This is a genomic window from Azospirillum brasilense, from assembly GCF_008365405.1.
In the GTDB taxonomy this organism is placed as follows: Bacteria; Pseudomonadota; Alphaproteobacteria; order Azospirillales; family Azospirillaceae; genus Azospirillum; species Azospirillum brasilense_D.
This window is the reverse complement of the sequence record NZ_QOKV01000067.1, coordinates 1-2,009: the sequence shown is the minus strand read 5'-3', so window position 1 is coordinate 2,009 and position 2,009 is coordinate 1. Positions and strand designations below refer to the sequence as shown.

Sequence of the window (2,009 nt, the reverse complement as noted above, 5' to 3'; positions counted from 1 at the left end):
CCGACCGAGACCTCGCCGATGGCGCAGCCGATGAACTGGGTGGTGCCGACCGGCGGGGTGTTGAGGCCGAGCGCGCAGTTGATCAGCATGACGATGCCGAACTGCACCGGGTCCATGCCGTACTGCATGGCGATGGGCAGGAAGATCGGCGTGCAGATCAGGATCGTGCTCGCCATGTCCATGAAGGTGCCGAGCAGGAACAGGATGATGTTGATCAGCAGGAAGATGACCAGCGGGTTGGTCGAGATGCCGGCCATCAGCTCGCCGGTGATCTCGGCCACCTGATAGAGGCCCATGATGTACTGGAACATCGTGGAGACGCCGATCAGCAGCAGGACGACGCCGGTCGTCTTGACCGTCTTGGCGGCGGCGGCCAGGAAATGGTCCCAGGTCAGCGTGCGGTAGACGAAGGTGGTGAGCAGCAGCGCGTAGATCACCGCGATGGAGGCGGACTCGGTGGCGGTGAAGACGCCGGACGTGATGCCGGCCAGGATGATGACGACGATGAGCAGGCCCGGTGCGGCGGCGGCGAAGGAGCGGCCCAGGATGGCCCAGCCCGGGAAGGTGCCGGCGGGGTAGCCGCGCTTGACCGCGACGTAGTAGGCCGCACCCAGGTTGCTGACCATGAGCAGCAGGGCGGGGACGATGCCCGCCGCGATCAGCGCGCCGATGGAGGCTTTGCCGCCGGCGGCCAGCGCGTAGATGATCATGTTGTGGCTGGTCGGCATCAGCGCGCCGACCAGGGCGGCGTGGGTGGTGACGTTGACGGCGTAGTCGGCGTGGTAGCCCTCGCGCTTCATCATCGGGATCATCACCGCGCCCATGGCCGAGACGTCGGCGACGGGGGAGCCGGCGACGCCGCCGAACAGGGTGCAGGCGACGACGTTGGACATGCCGAGGCCGCCGCGGATGTGGCCGACCATGTTCTTGGCGGTGGCGACGATCTTGTCGGCCACACCGCCGTGGAGCATCAGCTCGCCGGAGAAGACGAAGAAGGGGATGGCGAGGAAGGAGAAGACGTTCATGCCGGACATCATCTGCTGGAAGATGACGGCGACGGGGAGGCCCTCGTAGAGGATGGTGCAGAGCGCCGACAGGCCGATGGCGAAGGCGACCGGGATGCCCAGGACGAGGAAGCCGAAGAAGGTGACGGCGAGAATGGTCAGTTCCATGATGGTGCGACCTCCTCGCCGCGGATGATGGCGACGACGTGTTCGATGGCGAAAAGCACGATCAGGACGCCGGAGAGCACGAGCGGGATGTAGCGGACGGCTTCGGAGACGTGCAGGTTGGGGATGTAATAGGAGGCGACGGAGGTGCCGAGCACCCAGCCGTTGTAGGCCATGCAGGCGCCGAAGACGCCGACGAGGGCGTAGATGACGATCTCGACCTTGCGGCGGATGACGTCGGGCAGCATGACGAGGAAGGATTCCAGGCCGATGTGGCCGGCGTCGCGGACGCCGACGGCGGCGCCGATGAGGGTGACGTAGAGGACCAGCACGATGGCCAGGCTCTCCGCCCAGGTCGGCGAGTCGTTCAGCACGTAGCGGCCGAAGACCTGATAGAACACCACACAGACGATGGCCATCAGGCCGACCATCGCCACGCACATCCCCGACCGCGCCAGCCGCGCGTTCACCCGCGTGAGCAGGCCCGCGCTGCGCGGAGGGCTATGGTCCATTGCTTGCAGCTCGATTTCCATGCCGCCTGCTCCCCTCAAAGGACGCGGCGCCGCCCTTCGGTCTGCCGAAGGGAAGCGCCGCGTTCGACTGTGCTTACTTCGTGTCCTGGATGCGCTTGACGAGGCTGTCCAGCTTCGGCGTGCTCGCGAACTGCTTGTAGACGGGAGCCATCGCGTCGATGAACTCCTGCTTGTTCGTGACCTCGACGATCTGGGCGCCGGCCTTCACGACGACGTCCTTGGACTTCAACTCACGCTCGTCCCACAGCTTGCGCATGTAAGGGACGGAGTCCTTGGCGGCCTTGCGGATGGCGGCCTGGTCGTCCTT

General features: G+C 65.9%; 2 protein-coding genes and 1 pseudogene. All 3 read right to left on the bottom strand.

Features of this window, described 5'->3' with window-relative positions:
- On the bottom strand, nucleotides 1-1,172 hold a 1,172-nt coding region (locus tag DS837_RS31745; RefSeq protein WP_149168389.1), incomplete at its 3' end, for a TRAP transporter large permease.
- Nucleotides 1,163-1,702: a TRAP transporter small permease gene (locus DS837_RS31740; RefSeq protein ID WP_149168388.1), complete on the bottom strand. Its 540-nt coding sequence runs from the start codon at nucleotides 1,700-1,702 to the stop codon at nucleotides 1,163-1,165. The genes DS837_RS31745 and DS837_RS31740, both read right to left, overlap by 10 nt.
- Before the next feature lie 73 nt (nucleotides 1,703-1,775).
- Nucleotides 1,776-2,009 (bottom strand): annotated as a pseudogene (locus DS837_RS31735) (TRAP transporter substrate-binding protein); the annotation flags it as partial.